At 41.3% G+C, this 21,087-nt stretch carries 23 protein-coding genes and 1 pseudogene; 18 read left to right on the forward strand and 6 right to left on the reverse strand.

The genetic code is table 11. The annotated features are described in order from the left end of the window. Positions 1-79 precede the first annotated feature (79 nt). On the forward strand, positions 80-238 hold the full coding sequence (locus tag BBP83_RS03025) for a DUF1328 domain-containing protein (protein WP_068885912.1): 159 nt from the start codon (positions 80-82) through the stop codon (positions 236-238). 82 nt (positions 239-320) lie between these two features. Here the strand turns inward: BBP83_RS03025 and murJ are convergent, their stop codons facing one another. Both murJ and ampD read right to left on the reverse strand, forming a co-directional pair. Beyond that, entirely contained in the window at positions 321-1,871 is a 1,551-nt protein-coding gene (gene murJ / locus BBP83_RS03030; RefSeq protein WP_171258018.1) for a murein biosynthesis integral membrane protein MurJ, read from the reverse strand. Between the two features lie 77 nt (positions 1,872-1,948). Next, positions 1,949-2,521, reverse strand: coding sequence for a 1,6-anhydro-N-acetylmuramyl-L-alanine amidase AmpD (gene ampD / locus BBP83_RS03035; protein WP_068885914.1), 573 nt, complete (start codon positions 2,519-2,521; stop codon positions 1,949-1,951). A 182-nt stretch (positions 2,522-2,703) separates the two neighbouring features. Between ampD and nadC the strand changes: the two genes are divergently transcribed. Then, complete coding sequence (nadC, locus tag BBP83_RS03040) at positions 2,704-3,552, forward strand: carboxylating nicotinate-nucleotide diphosphorylase (protein WP_068885970.1); 849 nt, start codon at positions 2,704-2,706, stop codon at positions 3,550-3,552. A 58-nt stretch (positions 3,553-3,610) separates the two neighbouring features. Here the strand turns inward: nadC and rph are convergent, their stop codons facing one another. Continuing rightward, complete coding sequence (gene rph, locus BBP83_RS03045; protein ID WP_068885915.1) at positions 3,611-4,327, reverse strand: ribonuclease PH; 717 nt, start codon at positions 4,325-4,327, stop codon at positions 3,611-3,613. A 207-nt stretch (positions 4,328-4,534) separates the two neighbouring features. Between rph and BBP83_RS03050 the strand changes: the two genes are divergently transcribed. Further along, the gene (locus BBP83_RS03050; protein ID WP_068885916.1) at positions 4,535-5,218 is read left to right on the forward strand and encodes a TetR family transcriptional regulator; all 684 of its coding nucleotides are present in this window, start codon (positions 4,535-4,537) and stop codon (positions 5,216-5,218) included. 58 nt (positions 5,219-5,276) lie between these two features. On the opposite strand, the gene BBP83_RS03055 is transcribed toward BBP83_RS03050, so the two are convergent. Then, on the reverse strand, positions 5,277-5,894 hold the full coding sequence (locus BBP83_RS03055) for a thiol:disulfide interchange protein DsbA/DsbL (protein ID WP_068885917.1): 618 nt from the start codon (positions 5,892-5,894) through the stop codon (positions 5,277-5,279). A gap of 182 nt (positions 5,895-6,076) precedes the next feature. On the opposite strand from BBP83_RS03055, the gene ubiG reads away from it, so the two are divergent. From ubiG to BBP83_RS03095, 10 genes and pseudogenes are all read left to right on the forward strand, one after another. Then, a complete protein-coding gene (gene ubiG / locus BBP83_RS03060; protein ID WP_068885918.1) occupies positions 6,077-6,793 on the forward strand; it encodes a bifunctional 2-polyprenyl-6-hydroxyphenol methylase/3-demethylubiquinol 3-O-methyltransferase UbiG in 717 nt (238 codons plus the stop codon). Then, positions 6,790-7,488 (forward strand): HAD family hydrolase, encoded by a 699-nt coding sequence (locus BBP83_RS03065; RefSeq protein ID WP_068885919.1) that lies wholly within the window; start codon positions 6,790-6,792, stop codon positions 7,486-7,488. Before ubiG ends, BBP83_RS03065 begins: the two co-directional genes overlap by 4 nt. Before the next feature lie 36 nt (positions 7,489-7,524). Continuing rightward, a complete protein-coding gene (locus BBP83_RS03070) occupies positions 7,525-8,271 on the forward strand; it encodes a YciK family oxidoreductase (protein ID WP_068885920.1) in 747 nt (248 codons plus the stop codon). Between the two features lie 145 nt (positions 8,272-8,416). Continuing rightward, positions 8,417-8,836 carry a hypothetical protein gene (locus tag BBP83_RS03075; RefSeq protein ID WP_068885971.1) on the forward strand — a complete coding sequence of 140 codons (420 nt, stop codon included), beginning with the start codon at positions 8,417-8,419 and terminating at the stop codon, positions 8,834-8,836. Between the two features lie 181 nt (positions 8,837-9,017). Continuing rightward, positions 9,018-9,173 (forward strand): hypothetical protein, encoded by a 156-nt coding sequence (locus tag BBP83_RS15225; RefSeq protein WP_171258019.1) that lies wholly within the window; start codon positions 9,018-9,020, stop codon positions 9,171-9,173. A gap of 276 nt (positions 9,174-9,449) precedes the next feature. Further along, positions 9,450-9,851: an RcnB family protein gene (locus tag BBP83_RS03080; protein WP_068885921.1), complete on the forward strand. Its 402-nt coding sequence runs from the start codon at positions 9,450-9,452 to the stop codon at positions 9,849-9,851. A gap of 214 nt (positions 9,852-10,065) precedes the next feature. Beyond that, entirely contained in the window at positions 10,066-10,431 is a 366-nt protein-coding gene (locus BBP83_RS03085) for an RcnB family protein (protein ID WP_068885922.1), read from the forward strand. Positions 10,432-10,587: 156 nt separating this feature from the next. After that, positions 10,588-11,937: an amino-acid N-acetyltransferase gene (gene argA, locus BBP83_RS03090; RefSeq protein WP_068885972.1), complete on the forward strand. Its 1,350-nt coding sequence runs from the start codon at positions 10,588-10,590 to the stop codon at positions 11,935-11,937. A 337-nt stretch (positions 11,938-12,274) separates the two neighbouring features. Then, positions 12,275-12,397, forward strand: a pseudogene (ssuB, locus tag BBP83_RS15410) (aliphatic sulfonate ABC transporter ATP-binding protein); the annotation flags it as partial. Between the two features lie 370 nt (positions 12,398-12,767). Beyond that, positions 12,768-13,406 (forward strand): TetR/AcrR family transcriptional regulator, encoded by a 639-nt coding sequence (locus BBP83_RS03095; RefSeq protein WP_068885923.1) that lies wholly within the window; start codon positions 12,768-12,770, stop codon positions 13,404-13,406. Between the two features lie 56 nt (positions 13,407-13,462). Here the strand turns inward: BBP83_RS03095 and BBP83_RS03100 are convergent, their stop codons facing one another. Both BBP83_RS03100 and BBP83_RS03105 read right to left on the reverse strand, forming a co-directional pair. Next, complete coding sequence (locus tag BBP83_RS03100; RefSeq protein ID WP_068885924.1) at positions 13,463-14,023, reverse strand: 5'-methylthioadenosine/S-adenosylhomocysteine nucleosidase family protein; 561 nt, start codon at positions 14,021-14,023, stop codon at positions 13,463-13,465. A 117-nt stretch (positions 14,024-14,140) separates the two neighbouring features. Beyond that, on the reverse strand, positions 14,141-15,271 hold the full coding sequence (locus BBP83_RS03105; RefSeq protein WP_068885925.1) for a TDT family transporter: 1,131 nt from the start codon (positions 15,269-15,271) through the stop codon (positions 14,141-14,143). 208 nt (positions 15,272-15,479) lie between these two features. On the opposite strand from BBP83_RS03105, the gene ribF reads away from it, so the two are divergent. The 5 genes from ribF (at position 15,480) to BBP83_RS03130 (ending at position 21,079) form a co-directional block, all read left to right on the forward strand. Beyond that, positions 15,480-16,481, forward strand: coding sequence for a riboflavin biosynthesis protein RibF (ribF, locus tag BBP83_RS03110; protein ID WP_068885926.1), 1,002 nt, complete (start codon positions 15,480-15,482; stop codon positions 16,479-16,481). 65 nt (positions 16,482-16,546) lie between these two features. After that, a complete protein-coding gene (gene ileS / locus BBP83_RS03115; RefSeq protein ID WP_068885927.1) occupies positions 16,547-19,393 on the forward strand; it encodes an isoleucine--tRNA ligase in 2,847 nt (948 codons plus the stop codon). Further along, complete coding sequence (gene lspA / locus BBP83_RS03120; protein ID WP_068885928.1) at positions 19,386-19,928, forward strand: signal peptidase II; 543 nt, start codon at positions 19,386-19,388, stop codon at positions 19,926-19,928. Before ileS ends, lspA begins: the two co-directional genes overlap by 8 nt. Further along, entirely contained in the window at positions 19,921-20,403 is a 483-nt protein-coding gene (locus BBP83_RS03125) for an FKBP-type peptidyl-prolyl cis-trans isomerase (protein ID WP_068885929.1), read from the forward strand. The genes lspA and BBP83_RS03125 overlap by 8 nt, the downstream gene beginning before the upstream one ends. 136 nt (positions 20,404-20,539) lie before the next feature. Next, positions 20,540-21,079: an NADPH-dependent FMN reductase gene (locus tag BBP83_RS03130; RefSeq protein ID WP_068885930.1), complete on the forward strand. Its 540-nt coding sequence runs from the start codon at positions 20,540-20,542 to the stop codon at positions 21,077-21,079. Positions 21,080-21,087 lie beyond the last annotated feature (8 nt).

Below are 21,087 nucleotides of genomic sequence, written 5' to 3' on the forward strand. Positions count from 1 at the left end.
TCCCTACAAAGGAATAACAGTGCATTGAAACCCATACTCCTATACTAAAAATCAGAATAAAAATACGTGGAGAATGATGATGTTCCGTTGGGCCATTATATTTGCAGTCATCGCACTCATTGCGAGCTTATTTGGTTTTGGTGGTGTTGCAGGATTATCGAAAGATTTTGCGATTATTTTGCTGGTCATTGCCGCGATTCTTGCGCTTGTTGGTTTTCTATCGCGAGGGAAAGTATAGCTCTGCCTAAAATATTATTAAAAGCACTATGTATAAAAATAAGCGCCTTGATGGCGCTTATTTTATGGCGATTCGGTCTATATTATGGCTTTAAATGACGAGGTCTAAAACCGACCGCCAGCAAAGTCATACTATAAGCAACAACGCCAACAACACAAAACCCAATCACTTCGATCACACGAATCCACTGTGAAACATCGCCATTATACCAAGTCAGTGCATACCAAAGAGTGGCAATCATCACGATATTAGCGACTGCATATTGCAGACCCAGTCTTTTCCAATGTGCGCCAAAACGGAAAATATTACGTTTGTGCAAATAAAAGTACAGCATTCCTGCGTTGACTAAAGCCGAACCAGAAGAGGCCAGCGCCAATGCCATATGTTCTGCTTGCCAATCAATCAGCTTAAAGAAACCAATAAACACCACGTTTAAAATGGCATTGGCCGCAACAGCCATTAAACCCACGCGTACAGGGGTTCTGGTGTCTTGCTGTGCATAAAAACCTGGGGCAAAAACTTTAATGAGCATAAATGAAATCACCCCTGCACTCATACATTGCAAAGCCAGCGCTGTCATTTGTGTATCTTGTAAGGTGAATTGACCACGCTGAAATAAGGCTTGAATAATTGGGGTTGATAACATAAATAACGCAATACTGGCAGGAACGCCCACCAAAAGAATCACTTTGGCGGCCCAATCAATCATGCCACGGAATTTGGCTTGATCTTGTTCGGCATGACGGGCAGACAAAGACGGTAAAATCACCGTACCAATCGCGACACCAATCAATCCCAAAGGTAATTCGGTCATACGTTCTGCACTGTACAACCAAGAAACCGAACCATCTTGCATGAAGGATGCCCAAATGGTATTCAGCAATAAGTTAATTTGCGTGACTGAGACACCAAATAAAGCAGGCAACATCAATTTTAAAATGCGGTCGACGCCTTCGTGCTTAAAGTCGACTTTGGGTGGAATCAGCAGTTTTTTATGCCACAGTTCAGGAATCTGAATGGCCAACTGTAATGCACCGGCAATCAGTACAGCCCAACCCAATGCCATAATAGGCTCGGCCATATACGGCGTGAGCCATATCGCGCCTGCAATCATGGCCAAATTAAGTAACACAGGTGAAAATGCGGGTGTGGTAAATGAGCCATAACTGTTTAATACACTACTGGCAAAGGCCGTCAGTGACATAAATAATAAATAAGGAATGGTCAGACGGAACATGTCTGCGGCCAATGTAAATTTTTCTGGGTCTTCATGGAAACCCGGCGCATAGATATAAATAATGGCGGGAGCAGCCACCATCGCAATAAAAGTTAAGCCACTCATGAACGTTGCTAAACAGCCAAATACCCGACTAATCAGAATTTGCACTTCTGCATGGGTACGCGTCGTTTTATATTCCGTTAAAACCGGAATAAAGGCCTGAGAGAATGCACCTTCTGCAAACAGTCGCCTGAAAAAGTTAGGAATACGAAAAGCCACCACGAAGGTATCGAAGTCTTTCCCTGCACCAAATACATTTAGTAGCACAATATCTCGGACTAAACCCAAGACCCGTGACAGCATGGTCATTGCACTGACAATGACTGTCGATCGCCAAAGCGCCATCGTATTCACCTAATGTTTAAATTGTGGCTATTGTAATGAAACTCGATCTGAATTTTCATTGGTTAATTGAGTGCTATTGAGTTTATTTATTTGTTTTTAAAATGATGTAATTGTTGCCTAAACTTCACCCAATCAAAGTATGGGCCGGGGTCGGTCTTACGCCCTGGTGCAATGTCTGAATGTCCTGCAAGATGCTGCTGAATTTGAGGATAAGTCTGCTGTAGACAAGCCGTGACTTCGCTCAGCGCCATATACTGAACCTCTTCAAAGGGCAAATCATCACTGCCTTCAAGTTCAATTCCAATGGAATAATCATTACATTCTTTTTGTCCAAGATACGTTGAGCGACCTGCATGCCATGCACGATTTTTGAAGTTGACGAACTGTAATACTTCGCCTGTCCTTAAAATGAGCAAATGAGTAGAGACTTGCATGCCTTCAATGGTTTGAAAATAAGGATGTACCGACCAATCTAACTGATTTTGAAAAAATTGCTCAATATAACCTCCACCAAATTGTGAGGGTGGCAAACTAATATTGTGAACCACAATTAACTGAATTTCAGTGTGTTCAGGACGCTGATTATAATTGGGCGATGACATTTGGCGTGCGCCGATCAACGTTCCGTCATGAACCTGAAATTTCACAGTGTGTGGCATGCTTAAATCCTAATTTTTTATGTCATTTTGCCAATAGGCAACCCAATATTGCTTGCCATGCTAAAACTTTCCCTGATAAATCTCAATTCGCCTTATGTTGCTGTATGAAAAATGGCTCATTTTTCAGGAACAATGTTAATATAATGCGCAAATTTCTTTGGGTTAAAAAAGACGGAATTTTTATGAGCATACCGCAATCTTTGCTTGAACAATCCATCCAAATCAACATTCAACAAGCCTTACAAGAAGATATAGGCGAAGGTGATATCACCGCGCTACTTACACCTGAACATGAACAAGCCACGGCCAGCATTATTAGCCGCGATGATATGGTGTTGGCCGGTCAGCCTTGGGTGAATGCCCTGATTCAATCGTATGATGCGTCTGTGCAAGTCACTTGGTTAAAAAGTGATGGCGACCGTGTTGCACCCAATGAAGTATTTTTAAAATTATCTGGTTCTGCACGTAGCTTGCTGACGGTAGAACGCCCTGCCCTTAATTTTGTACAAACCTTGTCTGCTGTTGCCACCAAAACCGCTGAATACGTTAAACAACTAGATGGTTTACACACCCAATTATTAGACACGCGTAAAACCTTACCCGGTCTGCGTATTGCACAAAAATATGCCGTAGCCATCGGTGGCGGTCAAAATCACCGTTTGGGCCTATTTGATGCCTTTTTAATTAAAGAAAATCACATTATGGCGGCAGGTGGCATTCCTCAGGCTATTACCCAAGCCCGCCATATTGCACCGGGTAAATTGGTTGAAGTTGAAGTTGAAACTTGGGATGAACTGAATCAGGCGCTCGAGGCTAAAGCAGATATTGTCATGTTAGATAATTTTAGCCAACAAGACATGATTGATGCCGTCAAGCATGTTGCAGGCCGTTGTAAACTTGAAGCCTCTGGCAACATTACTATTGAAAACTTACGTGAAGTGGCAACCACAGGGGTCGATTACATCTCAATGGGTGTCCTCACCAAAGATGTGAAAGCCGTGGATTTATCCATGCGATTTAATGCTGAATAATATTAGACCACATAAAAAAACGCACCCATAGGTGCGTTTTTTTATGCAAGCCGTAGTTTTACCAACCTAACGCTTCTTGTTGCTTTTTAATGAGCTCTTGAATGCCTTTTTCTGCCAACTCAAGCATTTCATTGCATTGTGTGCGGGTAAAAGGTTTCTCTTCAGCTGTGCCTTGAATTTCAATGAATTCGCCTGCTTGGGTCATCACCACGTTCAAATCTGTTTGGCAGCTTGAATCTTCTTCATAGCAAAGATCTAGTAATGCTTCATCTTGGTACATACCCACAGAAATAGCCGCTACTAAACCTTTTAATGGATCCTGCTTAATTTTCTTCTTTTCAAGCAACACATTCATTGCATCAATCAGTGCCACCGCAGCGCCAGTAATGGCTGCTGTACGTGTCCCGCCATCGGCCTGAATCACATCACAGTCAATGGTAATGGTGTTTTCACCTAATTTTTTTAAATCAACCATGGCACGTAAGCTACGACCAATCAAACGTTGAATTTCTTGTGTACGACCACTTTGTTTACCACGTGCCGCTTCACGGTCACTGCGGGTATGGGTTGAACGTGGCAACATACCGTATTCTGCTGTTACCCAGCCTTGGCCCTTTCCTTTCAAAAAGCGTGGAACTGAGTTATCAATACTGGCGGTGCAAAGAACTTTTGTATGACCAAATTCAACCAATACTGAACCTTCCGCATAACGCGTGTAATTGCGGGTGATTTTAACGTCACGTAATTGATCTAAAGTTCGTTGGTCGATACGCATAGCGAGTCCTTATTCTGACAGAAATTTATTGCGCACAAGTATAACAGATGACACCTCTAAGCGTGCTCAAGCATTTACGCATTTCAACATCATCCTGCCCAATCATGACGTAAAAAATCTGCGCTCTGGTCGAATCTCACTGACGGAGCATCGTTTCAAGGTTGTTTTTTTGCTAGACTCATTTGAATTGGCTTTTAGGGAAAAAGCATGTCCATACGCGATGAACGCAAGCAACAAAGTAGACAAGCTTTATTAGATGCGACGCTCACGCTTAGTATGTCTGGGCGGGCGTTCAGTAGTATGAGTTTGCGGGAAATAGCCCGCCATGTTGGACTGGTACCCGCTGCGTTTTATCGTCATTTTTCTGACATGCATCAACTTGGCCTAGAACTGGTCGATCAAACTGCCTTACATTTAAAAGGTGTATTGCATCAATTGGGCCATGCTTACCTATATCTGCCCAATACCAAAATAAAAATCAGTTTAGATTTATTCTTTCAAGCGGTCGAACATTATCCTGAACCTTGGATTTTTTTGATTTCAGAACGTTGGGGCGGTTCACCTCTACTTCGCCAAGCCATTGACCGTGAAATAAGTTTTTTAATTCATGACCTCGCCAACGAGCTACATCAGATCGAAACCATGCAACACCTACACAGGCCACAAGACCTTTTGGTTTTATCGCAAATGCTAATTCATTTAGCGCTGGATTGGGCCATGGGCTGGATTGAAATTCGTCGTCGTTTTGAACCTCATTTGCAAGCAGAACAGCAAGCACGATTTAAGGCTCAAAGCCTAACGCAAGTACAGTTGCTGTTTCATGGTATTTTCCATTGGAATCCAGCAGATCATCACGCGGTATTGCTTGCACCCGATATGGGACAAGCCTAAAAAAACCCACATTCAATGTAGGTTTTTAAAAATGATCAATAATGCATTTGAGCTTAACTTATTTGGCGTTGCGTTCTTGTTCTACCAAATAATTTAATACTGCCGTCACTTTGGCATCTTCACCTTGAATAATATATTTACCATTCACGGTTACCGCTGGCACGCCTGTCAATTGGTAACGCTTTGCTAAATCTTGCGCTTGCGCAATTTTAGACGTGATTGGGAAAGACTTATAAGTACTGTTGAATTTTGCTTCTGGAATACCAAATTGCGTAAAGAATTTAGCAAAAGCCGCCTGATCTAAAATATTTTTACCATTGGCGTGAATGTCATGGAACAAAGTCATATGTGTTTTTTGACGTACACCTAAAGCTTCAGACACATAATAGGCACGTGCACCCTGTTCCCATAATGGATTCATGGCCGCTGGTGTACGGACAAAACGGACATCTTTTGGCATTTGCTTTAACCAAGCCTGCATATGCGGTTCTAAAGTAAAGCAATGTGGGCAGCCGTACCAAAAGAACTCACGCACTTCAATTTTACCAGGCTTTTCAACAGCAACAGGATTCGGAATAACGGTATAGTCTTTGCCTGCAACAAATTGTGCAGCCATTGCACTACCTGAAAAAGCGAAAAGAGCAGCAACAGCACTGCTGAAAAGGAATTTTTTCATGAAGCTTATAGTCCTATAAATCATTATGATGAGCTTATGACAACACTATAAATCAAATCTACAAAATTTCGTTTTCATTCTGTGAACTTTTTTACAGCTTTTATCGCTTTTTCTAGAATAACCGCTACACTAAGCCCCGATAGACCTTCTTAAATATAATGACTTAACTTGAGGTGACTCTGATGTCTCAATTGAATGTTGACCCGCAAGAAATTGCCAAATTTGAAGCATTTGCAGCGATCTGGTGGGACCAGCATTCTGAGTTCCGCCCATTGCATATGATTAATCCACTACGCTTAAACTGGATTGATGAACATGCAGGGGGAATCAGTGGTAAAAAAGTGCTAGATGTCGGTTGTGGTGGCGGTATTTTGGCAGAAAGTATGGCACGCCGTGGCGCAGACGTACTGGGGATTGACATGGGCCTAGCGCCATTAAATGTTGCTCGTCTGCATGCTGAACAAGAAAATGTACACAATATTGAATACCGTCAAATTCCAGTCGAACAATTGGCCGAAGAGCAAGCAGGACAATATGATGTGGTCACTTGCATGGAAATGCTTGAACACGTACCAGATCCTGCCTCTATTGTTCAAGCTTGCCAAAAACTGGTTAAACCGGGGGGTCATGTATTTTTCTCGACCATCAACCGCAATCCTAAAGCCTATTTATTTGCCATTATTGGGGCTGAATACGTGCTACGCATGTTAGCCAAAGGCACCCACGATTATCAAAAATTCATTAAACCCTCTGAATTGGCACAAGACATTCGCTCAGCGAATTTAAGCCTAAAAGACATGACCGGCCTACACTACAATCCATTAACCAAACGCTATTGGTTGGCCCCAAATGTTGATGTCAATTACATGGTCCATACGGTGAATGAAGGTACCAAATGAAAGCCATTCTCTTTGATTTAGATGGTACTTTAATTGACACTGCTGCAGATTTTATTCGTATTCTACAAGACATGTGTCGTGAAAAAGGCTGTGCGATTGTCGATGCCGACCTAATTCGTACCCAAGTGTCTGAGGGTGCGCGTGCTATGGTCAAATTGGTTTATCCAGAACTGGATGTTGAAGACCCAATATTTCTTGCCCATCGCCAACGTTTTTTAGACGTATATGGGGCGAATATTGCTGTCGATACAGACCTATTTGATGGCATGTATCCCCTATTAGAAGAACTCGAAAGCCAACAGATTCCTTGGGGCATTGTGACCAATAAACCGCGTTGGTTAAGTGAATCATTACTCAATGCTTTAAATTTAACTGAACGCTGTGCGGTATTAGTCTGTCCAGAAGATGTCAGCAAAACTAAGCCAGACCCAGAACCTATGTATTTGGCTGCCAAAAATATCAGTATTGATGTGCAAGACTGCATTTATGTCGGCGACCATCCACGTGATATTGATGCGGGTCGTGATGCACAGATGTACACCATATTGGCCGCTTATGGTTATTTACCGCTCCAGTACAAAGATGACTTAACAGCATGGCACGCAGATTGTATAGTGAACACTGTGTCCGAATTACATCAAGTGCTTCGACAATTGGTTATCGTACCGAAAACAATCGATATACTATCTTCATAACAAAATTAAAAACACAATAAAACGAGGAGGTCTGCTATGAAATATTCAGAATATCAACCTCGCCCCGATCTGTTAAAAGATCGTATTATCCTGATTACAGGTGCGGGCGATGGTATTGGTCGTGCGGCAGCACTCAGTTATGCACTTCATGGTGCAACCGTGGTTCTGCATGGGCGCGCCCTGAACAAACTGGAAGTCATTTATGATGAAATTGAAAGTTTGGGCGCACCACAACCGGCTATTTTACCGTTGCAATTGTCCAGTGCTTCTCCTCGAGACTACGAATTATTAGTCGATACGCTAGAACGCCAGTTTGGCCGTTTAGATGGTATTTTACATAATGCGGGTATTTTGGGTGAACGGACAGAATTGGCACACTATCCTGTCGATGTTTGGGACGATGTGATGGCCGTGAACCTACGCGCCCCATTTATCTTGACACAGGAACTGCTCCCACTGTTGCAAAAGTCAGAAAATGCTTCTGTGGTTTTTGCCAGCTCTGGTGTAGGGCGTGAGGCCCGTGAACGTTGGGGCGCATATTCAGTTTCTAAAATAGCCATTGAAGCCGTCAGCACTTTATTTGCCAAAGAAAATACGCATCCAAATATTCGTTTCAACTGCATTAACCCTGGTGCAACTCGTACGGCTATGCGTGCGAAAGCCTATCCAGATGAAGATCCGAAAATTTTAGCGACACCTGAACAGATTATGCCTGCCTATTTATATTTAATGGGTGATGACAGTCTACAGATGAATGGCCAAAGCATTGATGCACAAGACTAATGCTCAATAAAATAGAAGAGGAAGCATTATGCTTCCTTTTTTTATTTCGCCCTTAACCGTATGACCACGCCCATCAAAGTCTGCTTGTTTTTCTGCCCAATATACGGATACTTAAGCGGCAATCTTTTTGAGTGTTGAAAAATTGATGTCGGACTTAAATAATATTACCGTTACCCCTACTGAAGACGGCATGATTACCTTGCTGATTGATGGTCAGCCATTGTCAGAAAAATATGGTATGAAGTTTGACCCTAGCATTGCCGATGATTTAAAAGCATTGCAAGTCGGACAAAATGTGAAGTTATTTGAACAATTTGTGTTTTCACATAGTGATTTGAACTTTGAGCATGCCTATAGCTATACCTTGGTTATTATCAAAGAAAATGACCGCTACAAAGCCGGCAAAAATTTTGTATATAAAATTACTGCATCGGGCCAACCAGCTATTGAGCACGTCATTACCAAACAAGGTGTAGCAATGTCGGCAACCGATGTCCATGAATTTATTCAGGCACATCTTAGTAAAGCATTAACCGACTATACCGATTTAAATTACGCCTATTAATTCTTATCTGTTGTGTGAAAAGGCTTATATTAATAGGCCTTTTTTTCGTACAAATAAAAAATGCTCAAACCATATGATCGTATTTTTAAATCATAATAATAAATATATTCGGTTTTTGAGATTAATGTTTTAGGTTTATGCTTTGTCACATAACCCAATCTCTCGTTGAAAGAGGCTCAAAATGGCAGATCAAAAACGTAAAATTGAAACGATTCACTCCATTCAATCATTACAACTCACTGAAAATTTAATTCATGCCCTAGAAAATGTAGAAGAAGCCGAATCTATTGTAGTAGCGATTCATTCACTACAAAAACTTACACAACACTGGAATTAATACCCAATGATCATGTTATTTTTCCTAAAATAAGCCTAACGATTGGGCTTATTTTGTTTTCAGCATGTGCACAAATTTGCTATGCTTTTAGCGCGGACTCTTCTTGTTCAGAATAAAAAAGAGCAAGTAATATTTTTCGAAGCACTGAAAATATTGCATAATATCCGCAATATCTACACTTTATTTAAAAAATAAACAATTATTCTTCACAGTTTCTCTGCATTTTTTGCGTACAGTAGCTGTATTGAAAATGAAATGTTTTGATGAGGGTTGAACATGAAAAAGATTTTGACTGTATTAGCCATTTCTTTCAGTGCTTTGATGACAAGTAGCTTAACGACTGCTGGGCCTCATCATGATCAAGACCGTGGCTATGACCATCCTCGAAATTTTAATTCAGATAAAAAACAAAATTTTAGAGATGGTGATGATAACGATGAGCGCATGCAAGAAAAACGCCGTATGCGTGAAGAACGTGGTGTGCAACGCTTACAACAGCATAAATGGCAAACGGGTTATGTCATGCCTCAGCACTACCGTGGCAATGGCTATAAAGTCGAATATCAAGATCATGATTTACCGCGCCCAGATCGTAAGCAACAGTGGTACAAAATTAACAATGACTATATTTTAGTCAATTCTGAAAATAACAACATTATTCGTATTCGTGGCATGTAATAAACGCCAGTTCATCTAGCCCAACATTGTTTGGGCTTTTTATTGTTCGATTCTTTTCAACCCCTAACAGCTGGTGCTTTTCGCAGATTTGAATGTTCTACTCTTTATCTTCATAAAGTTCACAATTCACATAAAGTAGCCTCATGCTTTCTCTCATCTTTTCGACTAATTTTGAACTATCGAAATCAGATTCTAAAAACTTGAGATCAACGCCATGAATAAACTTTTAATCGCTAGCGCAATTGCATTAACAGGCTTCATTACAACATCGGCAATGGCAGCACCAGAGCATCGTTACAATGAACCTAGCCATAGCTATGCTTCTACACCAAACCACGCCGATAATCGTTGGGACCATAAGCACAACAATCGCTATAACAACCAAAAGGTTAACCCAAGTCGCCAGTGGCGTGTAGGTCAATTCTTGCCACAAACATTTCATTCACCGCGTTATAAAGTCAGTGATCGCGATGCGCGCCGTCTACCAAACGTTGGACGCAATCAGCAATGGTATAAAATCAATGGAGATTACGTGCTAGTGAATGAGCGTACCGACCGTATTCTTCGTATCGTTGGCTAAGCTCATTAAAAGACAAATTCCATTCAAACCTCTAAATTTGGACAAGGTTTAGAGGTTTTTTTATATATAGGCCGTATTTTCGCTTCCCCCTTGCTTTTTTTTGATTAGAATCTGAGACAGGACATTTCAGTTTTTAAATTTGAGATAGGCATGCAAATGAATTCACTAGAACCATCAGACAGCACAACTTTGCAATATGTGCATTGGTTTCGGCATTCTGCACCCTATATTAATGCACACCGCAATAAAACCTTTGTCATTATGTTTGACGGTGAAGCCGTACAACATGAAAATTTTCAACATATTATTCACGATATTGCCCTCCTCCATTCTTTGGGGATTCGATTAATTTTAGTGCATGGCGCACGTCCACAAATTAATCAAAATTTAAAAAGCAGTCAGTTGGTCACTCCTTTTCACAATCATCGACGTATTACCACACGCGAGTCGCTCAGTGCTGTAATGAATGCTGTCGGCTCTATCCGATTACAAATTGAGGCACAGCTATCGATGGGCCTTGCCAATTCGCCCATGTATGGCGCACGCATTGATGTGGTCTCGGGTAATTTAGTCACTGCAAAACCGTATGGCATACGTGACGGGGTCGATTTTCAACTGTCAGGCGAAGTGCGTTCAGTGGATACAGCAGCGATTCAACGCCATTTAGACAGTCAAAATATTGTCGTACTTGGCCCGACGGGGTTTTCGACCACAGGCGAAGTCTTTAACCTCTTGGCTGAAGAAGTTGCGACAAAAACTGCGATTAGCCTTAAAGCCGACAAACTAATTTTTCTAGGTAAACAGCATGGCTTGCTGAACGAACATGCACAGTTACAACGTGAAGTCGCCCCACATCAGTTAGATCAACACATTTTCCAATATCAAGATTCTAATCCAGATATTGCATTGCATTTGCGTGGTGCTAAAGATGCCTCATTACAAGGTGTGCATCGTGTTCATCTCATTTCCTATGCCTATGATGGTGCGTTGGTAGAAGAACTTTTTACCCGTGATGGTTCAGGCACCATGATTACCGATGCCCACTATGAAGAAGTCCGCACCGCCAATATTCAAGATGTCGGTGGTCTGATTAGCTTGCTTCGTCCATTAGAAGATGAAGGCATTTTGGTTTACCGCTCACGCGAACGTTTAGAAAATGAAATTCACCAGTTTGCCGTGATTGAACGTGATGGCACAATTTTAGCCTGTGCCGCACTTTACCCTGTGCCTGCCAAAGCAGGGGAACTCAAATCGGCAGAAATTGCCTGTGTAGCGGTACATCCGAGCTATCGGAAATCTAACCGAGGCAGTCAAATTTTGCATTACTTAGAAGAAAAAGCCAAAGGCATGGGTATCCAACAACTATTTATTTTGACTACCCGCACGGCGCATTGGTTTTTAGAACATGGCTTTGAAAAAGCCAGTGTGGATGATTTACCCAATGCACGCCAAGCGCTCTACAACTATCAGCGTAATTCTTTGGTCTGTAAAAAAATCTTGTCATAAGTTTTAGGTCGTAGACATCGCATTTTTTGAATAAGTTTATCTACAAAAACTGGGCGTGTATGCCCAGTTTTTGTATAATGATAGATAAGATTATTGTCTGTTGTAGAAAAAATAAATTCAAGTCATTAAAATACTCAACTTATATCTTCTCTATTTTTTCACCTCTAATGCAGATACACCTGTTGGTGACCCACAAACTGTTGCGAACGCATTCAAAAATATGCCAATTTAGACATCAAAAAATAGTTTTGACTAAAAGCTTTATTGAAAATAAGGTTTCACGTGGAACACAAATCGGGCAACACCAACAAACGACTTTAGTACGTGTATGTCGTATAGACCACACATTTTGCTACTTAATGAACCCTTAGGTGCGCTAGACGCCCTCACCTGTTTAGACATACAAAATCTCATTGAGAGGCTTTGGACTGAGCAAAGCTTTACCGCCATTTTAGTCACCTAAAACAGCTTAAAACTGAGAAAATATATGAGTACTTATTCATACTTTTCTCATCTCAATATATCTAAACCCATTATTCCGATAAATGACGTTTAAGCAGAATGATCATAAAAATGCACTTTATTCATGTTTTTAATACGCTTTAAAAATTAAGTTTCTCGATCTTATTATTTTTGAATGAATAGAAATTTTCTCAATTCTCAGCATACATTTTTTAATTTGATTTGATTCCCAAAACCATCATAATTTTAAATGGCAATCTAGAACATAAATGACCATTTTTCAAAAAATTACAAGTTTTGACTGTGCACAAATCTGATGATTTGCCGTACAATTGTAGATTCCCCTTTTTTAATGTTTTAGAGTGCCAATGGAACAAAAAAAGAGTACCCAAAAACGCCAGCAGTTGCTCAATGCAGCCTTAGACGTTTTTTCCCTTTATGGGTTTAGTGGGGCAAGTCTCGATGAAATTGCCCAAATTGCAGAAATGCATAAATCGAATATTTTCTATTATTATGAAAATAAAGAAGCACTGTATGTCGAAGTTTTGACGACTGTTTTACAAAAATGGCTGGCTCCATTGCAAACGCTTGAATCTGAACTCGAACCTGAAGAAGCGATTAGCAATTACCTGATTCAAAAAATTGAAGTATCTCGTACCCAACCGAAAGCGTCGCGTCTTTTTGCGCTTGAATTGATTCAAGGTGCGCCACATATTTTGGAAATTTTGAAAGGGCCACTGAAAAAACTAGTGAAGCGTAAAGCCAAAGTTATTCTGATGTGGCAAGAGCAAGGTAAAATTTCAAAAGAAATTGATCCTGAATTGTTCATTTTGAATATTTGGGCCATTACACAAAACTATGCAGATTTTTCAATACAAATGGAAATGGTTACGGGTAAATCCCTGCGCAACCGTAGCATGGTACAGCGTGTTATTCAGCACACGGTACATATGATGTTATACGGCGCAATTCCACGTCCTGAAAAAGAAGCGACCACACAAAAGTAGTCATTCGGCATACGACCATAGCTTACCTATGGTCGCCAAACCTTTTTTGACCTGAATTAAACCGTTTTATAAAGTGAAAGTAGTTTCTGAGCACCTAAAAGTAAGTTTTCTTCCCAATCTAAATGTGCAGTTTCATTCGCACCATCTGTAATATATTTTACTGACACAAACCTTACACCCAATTTTTTACAGACCTTGGCCATCGCATAGCCTTCCATATCGACTAAATTACACGGTACTTTGGGCACGCCTGTTTCAAAACTATCGCCTGTACCACAAATTCCTACAGGCAAATGCTGAAAATAAGGCTCAAGTAAAATTTCTGCAGGATGATCTGTGTCCATGGGTGTCTGCCCAACCGCAAAACCAAGTGGGGACACGTCCATATCGCGCTGTACAAACTGAGTTACTTCAACCAAGCTATGTGCATCAAAATAAGAACTGCCAGCAGTCCCCAAATTTAATACCGTATGACATCCCGTATTCTGAATGACCTCAAAAGCTTTAAACGCCGCATTCACTTTGCCTATGCCACTATAATGAACATGGACACCAGCCTGTTCAAATAATCCTTTAGATTCGTTTGGCAAAGCCATAATTAAAGCCAAATCTGACATCGGGGTACTCAATTCAACATAACAATGTCAGATATTAAAAATGAAATTCGAATTGCCTGCAATGTTTGCATCCTAAAATTGCTCAGGTAGCAAATCGGCACGATAGCGGTTTAAGCATTAGCCCTTCTCTAAATAGTTTTTTAAACAAGGCGAAAAGAATAAGTGTCCTTGATAAAAACCGCGTGCAGTTTGAGTCGCAACCAAAAGCCAAAGCATCATCAGCAACATAGCAAAGGCATAGCCAAGGGTATAAATAAATCCGAGCTGAAGCTGTTGGGCCAAATTTAAAATTGCCAAAGTAAACACCCCCAAAGGGAATGTAAGCCCCCACCATCCCAAATTAAAAGGTAAATCTTGCAGGGCATGGTACACCGTACTTATCACAGCGACCCCAAACCACCACAAGCCAAAACCCAATAGAATCAAACTGGCAAAAATACCGGCATGTTGAAAGAACTGACCCAACTCAGCAAAACCGACACTGGCCAAAACAGTAGGTGCTTGCTGACCTAAAACCAACAATGCGAACGCCCCTGTCCCAATTGGCCCTAAAGCCAACCAGCTACTGAGCGCCTGTTCTTTTTCAGGAACTCGATGTAAAACCAAACGTAACATCAACAAGCTAAGAATCGCAAAAGCGGGCAAAACAGATATTCCCCACAGCACATAACTTCCGAGTAAAATGGTAACTGCATGCGTATTCGCTAGCAAATGCCCCACCAATAAACCACCACTCCCCGCAGCGACCTCACAAGCTACAATGGGTAATAACCACATTGCCGTCATATTCTGTAGTGCATGCTCTTGATGTTGAAACATCGCAAAAGGTACTACCCACGCCACCAATAACGCCAAAATAACATCGACATACCATAGAGTTTCTGCAATATGAATTGCCACATCACCATATAGGACTGTTCCATATTTTAAAAAGCCATTCACAATCGTGGCAAGTGCCATTGGAATCGCACCCAGAAATAAGCTCATAATTGGATGACGAAAAATTTGTTTGGCTTCAGTTGGAAAGTAAATCCATCGAAGTGCATACAGCACACCAAACAGCACAAATAAGATGATATTCAGATACCAAAGCCCAGTGCCTAATTGCCATGTCAATGATTTCATTATTGGAAATTCGGAGACAATTAATGCAACCACACCTGTGCCCATAGTCACCGCGAACCAGTTGGGGGTAAACTGTCGAACAATATTTCGCATCTGTCCAAGCTGTTCAAAGGGTTTTTGCATCATCTTATGCTCTGAAAATCATTAAAATTGATTCTAATCGCGATTATTAATAAGTAAAATTGATTTATATTTATTGTTATAATCAATTTTATTGATATAAAACTTCTTTTATTCATTAAAAATTTTGAGTAAAAACACAACAGCAAGACGAAACTGTGAGATTATGGCAATATATAGCCCTTACAAATTTTCAATGTATTGATCGTCCATGAAGCTGCTCCGTCTGAATGCTTTAGCGCCTAATTTTCAGTTACCCAAAACAGTGGTAACTATTGGCAATTTTGACGGTGTGCATTTGGGCCATCAGGCCATGATTGCTCAACTTAAAGAGCTTGCACAACAACAAAACGCCACAAGTTTGGTCATAATTTTTGAGCCTCAACCTTTAGAGTTTTTCAAAGGTTATGAAGCCCCGCCCCGTATCAGTTCATTACGTGAAAAAGTCGAATATTTAACTGAACTGGGTGTCGACTATATTGTCGTTGCTAAATTTGATAATTATTTCCGTAGCTTAAGCGCCGAAGAATTTGCTGAAATTCTAAAACATAAACTGAATGCCTCTGCTTTGGTATTGGGTGATGACTTTCATTTTGGCAAAAATCGTCAAGGTAACAGTGAATTTTTACGCCAGTACGGTTTTGACGTCACTAATTTAAAAACTATTGCACTAGATGATGAACGCGTCAGTTCCACCCGTATTCGTCAAACCTTAGCAACAGGCGATTTAGCACTGGTCGCCAAACTACTTGGTCGTCCCTATAGCATCACGGGTCGTGTACAGTATGGCGATCAAATTGGTCGTACCCTCAATTTCCCCACCATTAATGTCCGTTTAAACCGCCACAAACCCTGCTTACAGGGTATTTATGGGGTCGAGGTTATTTGTGAAACGACATCGTTAAAAGATAAAGTTCAAACAGACAATCCGAATCAAAATGGCATTGCGGGCTATGCACCCACCGCACTGTTTGGCGCAGGCCATGTGGGCACGCGTCCAGCAATCAAACAAGACCAGCCAGAATGGCGATTAGAAGTACATTTCCCAAATGTTTCTGCTAATCTGTATGGCTTATTAATGCGGGTCACATTCTTAAACTATTTACATGGCGAAAAGAACTACCCTTCGCTTGAAGCGCTAAAAGCGGGAATTGATGATGATGTTGAGAAACTCCTTGAGTTTCGTCGCAATACAGCCAATTTCCCCTTTTAACATCCCCCTTATTTTAATGTAAAACGCGTCGGTATAAGAGCCGATTAAATTGGAAGACAACTTGCATGAGCGATAAGCAAACTACTGAAAATGCTGTGGATTATAAAGCCACGCTAAACCTCCCAGGTACTGAATTTGCCATGAAAGCAAATCTTGCAGTACGTGAAGCTAAATGGTTAGAAGAGTGGTATGCCGACAATATTTATCAGCAGATTCGTGCGTCGCGTATTGGCAAGAAAAAATATGTACTGCATGACGGCCCTCCGTATGCCAATGGTCAAATCCATTTGGGTCATGCGGTCAATAAAGTCTTAAAAGATATCATTATTAAAAGCCGTATTATGGATGGTTTTGATGCCCCATACGTGCCGGGTTGGGACTGTCACGGCTTGCCGATTGAACTCAAAGTCGAAGAAAAAATCGGTAAAGTGGGCGTTAAAGTAGATGCATCTACCTTCCGTAAAGCCTGCCGTGAGTATGCGTATACCCAAGTTGAACTACAGAAAAAAGACTTTGTACGCATGGGCGTGTTTGGCGATTGGGACAATCCTTACCTGACCATGAACTTCCAACAAGAAGCCAACATTGTGCGTTCACTGGGTGAAATTGCCAAAGCGGGTCATATTGAGCCGGGTCTTAAACCAGTGAACTGGTGTTTAGATTGTGGTTCATCTTTGGCTGAAGCTGAAGTTGAATATGAAGATAAAAAATCAGATGCCATCGATGTTGGTTTCAGCGTCGTAGACCTTGCTGATTTATCTGCTCGCCTTGGTATCACGGTTATCGATTCAACAGATATCGTGATTTGGACAACCACACCTTGGACGCTACCAGCCAACCAAGCCGTTGCCCTACACGCTGATATTGACTACCAATTGGTGAAAGCCATTGCTGAAAATAAAGTGGCGCAAAATCTTATTCTTGCCAAAGATTTAGTTCAGTCTGCAACTGAACGCTATGGCTTCGAATCTTTTGAAGTCCTGGCCGATTTCACTGGTACAAAACTTGAAAATCTACAATTACAACACCCTTTAATTGGCGACCGTCAAGTGCCTGTTATTTTAGGCGAGCACGTGATTGCAACCAGTGGTACAGGTGCAGTCCATACCGCACCGGGCCATGGTGTAGACGATTATAAAGTTGGCTTATTGTACAACTTAAAAGTAGAAAACCCGGTTGGCGGAAACGGTGTGTATTTACCAACTTCTCCTATTTTTGCAGGCGAACACATCTATAAAGCCAACCCAAAAATTATTGCGACACTGACCGATTGCAATAAACTTTGGGCACATGTGGTGATTAAACATAGCTACCCACATTGCTGGCGTCATAAAACGCCAATTATTTTCCGTGCGACCCCACAGTGGTTTATTAGCATGGATGCAAAAGGCTTGCGTCAAAACGCACTCAACGCGATTGAAAATGATATTAATTTTGTCCCTGATTGGGGTAAAAACCGTATTCAATCGATGATTGAAGGCCGTCCAGATTGGTGTATTTCACGTCAACGGACGTGGGGTGTGCCAATTCCGTTCTTCGTGCATAAAGACACCAACGAATTACATCCACGCACGCCTGAACTGATCGAAATGGTTGCAAAACTGATTGAGCAAGAAGGTATTGATGGGTGGTATAACCGTGATGCGTCTGAATTCATTGGTGCAGATGCAGAGCAATACAACGCCGTTCGTGACACCTTAGACGTTTGGTTCGATTCAGGTACAACGCATTTTGCTGTACTGCGTGAACGTGAAGAACTCACTGATCCTGCTGATTTGTACCTTGAAGGTTCAGACCAACATCGTGGTTGGTTCCAATCTTCATTGTTAACGTCTATTGCCATCAATAAGCGTGCACCATACAAAGGCTTATTGACGCATGGTTTCGTGGTCGATGAAAAAGGCCGTAAGATGTCTAAATCGCTGGGTAATATCATTGCACCGCAAGACATCATTAAAGATATGGGCGCAGATGGTTTACGTTTCTGGATCGCCTCTGCCGACTACCGTTATGAAATGACCGCAGGTAAAGAAATCTTTAGCCGTGCATCAGATGGTTACCGTCGTATTCGTAACACGCTTCGCTTCTTGCTTGCCAATTTAAATGGGTTCAAACCATCAACAGATGCATTGCCTGTCGATCAATTGATCGCACTGGATCAATACATTTTACAACGTGCAAGCGACGTTCAGAAAACCATCCAACAAGCCTATGAAGATATGAACTTCCATATCGTCACCAATGCTTTGACCAATTTCTGTATTAATGACTTAGGTGGTTTCTATTTAGACATCATCAAAGACCGTCAGTACACCACCAAAGCGGATTCAGCAGCTCGTCACTCTGCGCAAACAGCGTTATACCACTTGGTGCAAGCGTTTGTTCGCTGGATGGCACCGATCTTGACCTTTACCGCGCAAGAAGCTTGGCCACTGATTCCGGAGCAATCTGAGAAGTACGTGTTCACCACTGAATGGTACGACATTCCTGTTGCTTCAACGGCCAATGTGGTATCTGAAGCGGAATGGCAAACCCTCATTTTGGTGAAATCTGCGGTGAATAAATTCATCGAAGCAGCCCGTACCGCAAAAACCGTTGGTTCAAACTTGTCAGCCAAGGTTGAGCTTTGGGCCAATGCAGAACTCAAAGCCGTATTAGACAACTTAGGGGATGAACTGCGTTTTGTTCTCATTACATCGCAAGTGATTGTGAATGCATTTGATGCAACTCAAGGTGAAGCATCTGATCTTGAAGGCTTAAATGTTAAAGTTTCAGCTGCAGATGGTGAAAAATGTGCACGTTGCTGGCATGTCTTGCCTGACGTAAATACACATCATGAACATCCAGGTCTTTGTTCTCGTTGTATAATTAACCTTCCTACAGGTCAAGGCGAAGAGAGAAAATATGCCTAATCCGCAAAATAAAAAGGGCTTATTCCAATTCTACCCACACAATTTAGTGTGGGTGGGGTTATCCATTGTTGCGATTATTTTGGATCAATGGACCAAATCTATTGCCAGCACTCATCTGAATTATGCAGATCCAGTGCCGGTACTGCCCTTTTTAAATTGGACACTGTTGCATAACTATGGCGCAGCCTTCAGCTTTTTGTCCGATGCCGGTGGATGGCAACGTTATTTCTTTACCTCATTGGCAGGTTTAGTGTCTGTTATTTTTGTATTTTGGCTGATGCGTATGCCAAAAACTGTGAAAATTTTACCTATCGCAATTGCCCTGATTTTAGGCGGTGCGATTGGCAATTTAATCGACCGTGTCTCTTTAGGTTATGTGGTCGATTTTATTCACCTGTATTACAACAACAGCCACTTTCCTGCATTTAATATTGCAGACAGTGCCATTACCCTAGGCACAATCTTATTGTTAATTGATACCTTCTTTTTAGAAAAGCAGCGTATCCAGCGTGCGGAAGCGCAAAAAAATGACTGATTTTATTAATCCAAATGAAGAAACCCGTATTGAAGATGGCGCAAAAGTAGACTTACACTTTTCTGTTGCCATTGAAAATGGTGTCGAAATTGACAACACCCGTAGCCGTGAGCAACCTGTCAGTTTGGTAATGGGTGATGGTAGTTTGTTGCCTGGTTTTGAAAAAGCCTTATTTGGCCTACGCGCTGGCGACCGTCGTACTGTTAGCCTACCGCCAGAAGATGCTTTTGGCCCGTGGAATATCGAAAATGTACAAAAATTTGATACGATCAAATTTGATCCTGCACCTGTTGTGGGTCATATGATTGAATTTGAAGATAAAGCCAAACAAAGCTTATTTGGTGTGATTAAAACGATCGGTGAAGACATTACCGAAGTCGATTTTAATCATCCGCTTGCAGGTAAGAACATTACCTTTGAAGTGGAAATCTTTAAAGTCACTCCTGCCGGTCAACAAGGCATTAAAATCATATAACTGCATGATATATAAAAAGCTCCTACGGGAGCTTTTTTATTGAGTCAGTCAAAATAATAGATACAAATTGATTATATTCAGCTATTTAATTTCAGATTAACGTAGTCATGAACTTTAATAAAAATCAGGTCAATTCATGAAAATTCAAATTATTGTCGGTAGTGTCCGTGAAGGTCGTATCGCCATCAAAGTAGCAAATTGGATTCATCAAGCCATTCAAAATTATGGCTATTCGACTATTGAAACTGAAATTGTAGATCTAAAAACATGGGATTTACCTTTTTTTGCAGGTGCCCATCCACCAGCAACAGGTATTTATGATCAGCCGAAACAACAGCTATGGGCTGATCAAATTGTACAAGCCGATGCGATTATTTTTATTAGTCCTGAATACAATCATGGTTATAGTCCTGCACTAAAAAATGCACTGGACTATATTGGCCAAGAGTGGCGAGGTAAACCCGCAGCCTATGTCAGTTATGGTTCAACCAATGGTTCACGCTCTATTGACCAAATTCGTCAAGTGGCCACGCAACTTGGCCTTATAGATAGCAATGCAGTCCTTGAGATTCGGGATATTTTTTCACGAAATTCAGGCACGCAATTTGAAGCCAATCCTTTTGATGAAAAGGGTTTAAAGGCGATTGTTGATAAACTCATTCAGTACACACCATAAAATGTAAT

Origin of the sequence: Acinetobacter celticus, assembly GCF_001707755.1 — a bacterium.
Classification (GTDB): domain Bacteria; phylum Pseudomonadota; class Gammaproteobacteria; order Pseudomonadales; family Moraxellaceae; genus Acinetobacter; species Acinetobacter celticus.